Origin of the sequence: Bradyrhizobium sp. Leo170, assembly GCF_004296405.1 — a bacterium.
Classification (GTDB): Bacteria; Pseudomonadota; Alphaproteobacteria; order Rhizobiales; family Xanthobacteraceae; genus Bradyrhizobium.
Genome location: NZ_PSRR01000501.1, coordinates 1 through 4,323, shown reverse-complemented (window position 1 = coordinate 4,323; position 4,323 = coordinate 1). Strand labels below are relative to the sequence as shown.

Genomic DNA, 4,323 nt, shown 5'->3' with positions numbered 1-4,323 from the left:
CCCGCCAGCCCCAACCGCCGCCGCGCCAGTACGCCTCCGCCGGCGTGCTCATCGCGGTCGCGCCGACAGTGGCGACCATAGCCAAAACTGCGAGTGTCTTTTTCATCCTCGCCTCCTCACGGATTCATCCGCGGCTCCAACGCAGAAATTCCCGATTGGTTGCATCGGGAACCCGCAGGCATGTTGCCACAAAGGGCCGCCTTTGCAGCGCTTGGACGGGGCCCCTCTCCCTTCGAGCTATGCAACCCGGCCGGGCCACCCATGGATTGGGCGCAGGAACAAACCACGACCTCCGCGCGTATGGTGGTGCAGAAGGGGTATGGCCATGCCGGTCTGGCTGGAAATTCTGATCAACATCATCGGCTATGGCGGGTTCATCGCCATCGCGATGTATCATCGCTCCTCCAGCGAGAAAATGCCGGGACAGGATCCGCGCTAGGATTCTTGTTTTTAACGCGTTTCGTCGCGCGAACCGGTGCCTACCCTCGGATCAAGTCCGAGGGCATGCTTCGCTCGAAAACGCTCTAATTCGCCTTGTGCGGTTCGCCCGCGGTGCGCACCAGGCGGTCGGCCTTCACCAGCACGCGTCCATTGTCCACCTGCGGCCGCAGCGAAAAGCTGATGGCGACGAAGGCAAGACAAAACAATAGCCCCACCACCATCACGCGCCGGTGAGTTCGCCTGTCTGCATTGTGAAACGAAGGGATCATCATGGCTCGGGTTCCGCAACTGATCCCTATGCGCAACCTCCGGTAATCGCAACGCGATCCTGCCCTTAACCTAACTGAATAGCGTTGTCGGCTGCGTCGAAAGGGATCGTTAGGAGACGGAGCCGCGCAGGCACCATCTGGATACCTTCCGTCCCCAGGTTATCCGCAGCAAATCCACAGGCCGCCGGATCGGCCTTTACCAAGCGATTTCGTGATCTTGCTGCGCAGCGATCCACATCCGCCCCCACCCTGCTCGCGATCGGAGTTCCCGGACGTTCGGGACAACCGAATTCATCCGCATTAACCGCACCTCTTTAGAAAGCGTAAACGCGGACATGAGAATTTTGGGCAGGAGGTTGCCGTCATGGTCATCTACCCCGTCCCTGCCGCGGTGACGCAGGCGAAGGTTCAACTCGTCATCGACGAGACTGCCAAAGCGCCGCCGCACCAGATCAATGCCGACGTGCAGAACGTCATCGACGCCCAGGCCCAGGCCGAACGCGAGGCGCTGCTGGACCGCAAGGCGTGACACCGAGCGCCGCCGCGTTCTCCTGGCGTGAATGCCGAATGGCGCGCTCGCGCTCAGTCGTTGGATTTCGGCCCGCCATGATAGCGGTGGGCGTCGGCATCGCTCATTTGCGGTGCCACCTGCTGATCGAACGCGTTGAACGCATCGTACGCCCGCTGATCGACCGCCGTTTCCTGCCGCGGGATTGAGGCGCCTGAACGCGCGAACGCCTGTCCGGAAGCTGCGGCCAGTGCCACGACCGCCGTGGCCAGAATGATGCTTCTCATGAATCTACTCCTCGCTGAATGCGTCGCCTCGATCCCGACGTGCGCTCGGCGGCATAGGAATGCGATGCAGGCTCAAACGCTTGTGTAAAAAGGTGAGATCAGAACATCAGGCCATTGCGGCATGCCGCGCGCGGCCTTGACCACCCGTGACAGCGCTTCGCGGGAACGCTTTTGATCGTCACGAATTGAATGAGCATCAGGAAGTGCCGGTAGGAACACTCCCCCTGCCGCCTACCGGCTAAGATGCCCCGCGATGCCCCCGTCGCGGGGTTTTCTTTTGAACCTATTTGCACGCCGACAGACATAGTGGAACTGGGGATTTCAGGGCCCAGTATTTCGCGGCAGCGTCGCCTGGAGAATATACTCCTCTAGGCGGCGCTGTTGCTTTTTGAAAATTCAACCTTAAGTTAACGACTGAAGCTGGCGGCTCGCGCCCTGAATCCCCAGACCGTCAGCCCGAAAGCCCCGTGCCCCCACGCGCGGGGTTTTCTTTTTCTGACCAGCCACGCGACAAACGCGATGCGTTTGCGCGGAGGTAATTCACCGGCGCCGCTCACGACAGCGTGGCAACGATCGTCTGCACTTGGTCAGACGCTGACGCGACGAGGCCATCGAAGGACGTTTGGCCGTGGGCTGCCGCCTTCAGAATACGTTCGGCCACCGCCGCCTTGACGCCGAACACGGATTGATCGGCGGGAATTTTCGACATGACCGCCTCCAACGCGGCCCGCATGGTCTCGATGAGTTCAGGACTGTATGGCATCGCGTCCTCCCGCGCGGCAACATAATCGGAGCGCTGTTGCCTGCCACTCACAAGCCCGAGACTCACGACCATGTGTCGTTGCGAGGTTTTGATGACGTCGGCCGAGGTCGTGAGAGGGCTGCCCCCTCATACAATTTGCTGCTATTTTCTGCCCCGTCGTGCCGGAACGGGCGGAAATTCTCACAAGTCTGAGAGGGACAAGAAAATGCGTTATCTCCACACCATGCTGCGCGTGCGCAATCTCGACACCGCGATGAAATTCTACCAGGACGCGCTGGGGCTGAAGGAAGTGCGCCGGATCGACAACGAGAAGGGTCGCTTCACGCTGGTGTTCCTGTGCGCGCCCGAAGATGTCGACCAGTTGAAGAAGCTGCCGAGCACGCGTGGCGCGCCGCTGGTCGAGCTCACCTACAACTGGGACGAGGAGAAATACGGCGAGGATCGCCATTTCGGCCATCTCGCCTATGAGGTCGACGACATCTACGCGACCTGCGATCGGCTGATGAAGCTCGGCATCACCATCAACCGCCCGCCGCGCGACGGCAACATGGCGTTCGTGCGCTCGCCGGATCTGCACTCGATCGAGCTGCTGCAGAAGGGCGATCCGAAGCCGCCGGCCGAGCCGTGGCTGTCGATGCCGAACACCGGCCACTGGTAGGCCTCGCGCAGCGCGCACAGCATGAGCGCCGCGATCCATAACGGAACGAGCCGATGGATCGCGCGTTTCCTCACCGATACGATATGGAGGAGGAAACGATGGCAAGAGGACTCTTGCTGTGGCTGCTCGGCGTGCCTATCCCGGTGATCATCCTGTTGTGGCTGTTCTTCGGACATTAGAGCTTGACGCGTTTTCTTTACGCGAACCGGTATCCACTTCGCTCGAAAACGCTCTGATCACACGCAACCTACGCAGCCCGTGACAACAAAATCAGGTGCCGCTCAGCGGGCCTGATTTTTGTTTGAAGCGGGATGATCGGGATCGCGCTTTCTGCTATTCCGCCGTAAACGCAAGCAGCAAGGGATGGGAGAGAGACGCGTGGCGGAAAAATATCAACTCACGGTTTGGGGCCGGGCCAACTCGGTCAACGTGAAGAAAGTGCTGTGGTGCCTCAGCGAGCTCGAGCTGCCCTATCACCGCATCGATGCCGGCATGCAGTTCGGCAGGAACGACCAGCCCGACTATCTCGCAATGAACCCCAACGGCCGCGTGCCGACGCTGGTCGACGGCAGCTACACGCTGTGGGAATCCAATTCGATCATGCGCTATCTCTGCCTCGCCTATGGTGAGGGCTCACCGATCTATCCGGCCGCGCCACGCCAGCGCGCCGGCGTCGACCGCTGGCTGGACTGGACGCTGTCGACGCTGCAGCCGGTCGACCGTCCGGTGTTCTGGGCGCTGGTGCGCACGCCGCCGGAGAAGCGCGACATGGCCGCGATCCAGAAGGACGCCGATGCCGAAGCTGAGGTGTGGCGGATCGCCGATGCGCAGTTGGCGAGTCGGCGCTTCATCGAAGGCGACGGGTTCACCATCGCCGACATCGCGATCGGCGCCTTTGCCCGGCGCTGGTTCGGCGTCGAGGGCGTCACCAAGCCGAGCCTGTCCAATCTCGAGCGCTGGTTTGCCGAGATTTCCACGCGCCCGGGCTTCGTCCAATTCCTGGCGCCGCCGTTGTCGTGAGCTGACAGAGCGTTTTCGAGCGAAGCATGCCCTCGGACTTGATCCGAGGGTGGGCACCGGTTCGCGTGAAGAAAACGCGTCAAAATAAGAATCTAGCGGCCGCCGATCGAGACGCCGCCGCCAACGTCGATGGCGCCGCCGATCTTGATGCAGGTGTCGGAGCCTTCGATCTTGACGAAGCCCGCACCGTACTCTGCGCACGCATTGGGCCGCGCGACTCTCTTCAGCGGGAGCGACTTTGCTGAAGCCGTTGCTTTGCCGGATTTGGTTCGATGAGGCTGCTCCGCGAGCGCGATTGCCGGCAGCAGCGCGAGGATGAGGACCAGCGTCTTTCGCATCCGGCCTTCTATCGCGCGAAGGCGGGAACTGCTAGCTAG

7 protein-coding genes are annotated in these 4,323 nt (G+C 61.5%); 3 read left to right on the top strand and 4 right to left on the bottom strand.

The window, feature by feature from the left end; genetic code table 11:
* Positions 1–524 precede the first annotated feature (524 nt).
* Positions 525–713 (bottom strand): hypothetical protein, encoded by a 189-nt coding sequence (locus CWO89_RS41340; RefSeq protein ID WP_130583996.1) that lies wholly within the window; start codon positions 711–713, stop codon positions 525–527.
* 361 nt (positions 714–1,074) lie between these two features.
* On the opposite strand from CWO89_RS41340, the gene CWO89_RS46455 reads away from it, so the two are divergent.
* A complete protein-coding gene (locus CWO89_RS46455; RefSeq protein ID WP_165421548.1) occupies positions 1,075–1,239 on the top strand; it encodes a hypothetical protein in 165 nt (54 codons plus the stop codon).
* Between the two features lie 53 nt (positions 1,240–1,292).
* Here CWO89_RS46455 and CWO89_RS41335 read toward each other — a convergent pair whose 3' ends face one another.
* Both CWO89_RS41335 and CWO89_RS41330 read right to left on the bottom strand, forming a co-directional pair.
* Positions 1,293–1,505 carry a hypothetical protein gene (locus tag CWO89_RS41335; RefSeq protein ID WP_130583995.1) on the bottom strand — a complete coding sequence of 71 codons (213 nt, stop codon included), beginning with the start codon at positions 1,503–1,505 and terminating at the stop codon, positions 1,293–1,295.
* Between the two features lie 553 nt (positions 1,506–2,058).
* A complete protein-coding gene (locus CWO89_RS41330; protein WP_130583994.1) occupies positions 2,059–2,268 on the bottom strand; it encodes a hypothetical protein in 210 nt (69 codons plus the stop codon).
* Positions 2,269–2,473: 205 nt separating this feature from the next.
* Here CWO89_RS41330 and CWO89_RS41325 point away from each other — a divergent pair, with 205 nt between their 5' ends.
* Positions 2,474–2,926: a VOC family protein gene (locus CWO89_RS41325; protein WP_130583993.1), complete on the top strand. Its 453-nt coding sequence runs from the start codon at positions 2,474–2,476 to the stop codon at positions 2,924–2,926.
* A gap of 363 nt (positions 2,927–3,289) precedes the next feature.
* On the top strand, positions 3,290–3,946 hold the full coding sequence (locus CWO89_RS41320) for a glutathione S-transferase family protein (protein WP_130583992.1): 657 nt from the start codon (positions 3,290–3,292) through the stop codon (positions 3,944–3,946).
* 92 nt (positions 3,947–4,038) lie between these two features.
* Here the strand turns inward: CWO89_RS41320 and CWO89_RS41315 are convergent.
* Positions 4,039–4,323, bottom strand: a 285-nt coding sequence (locus tag CWO89_RS41315; protein ID WP_207234678.1) for a porin, incomplete at its 5' end; no start/stop codon positions are given.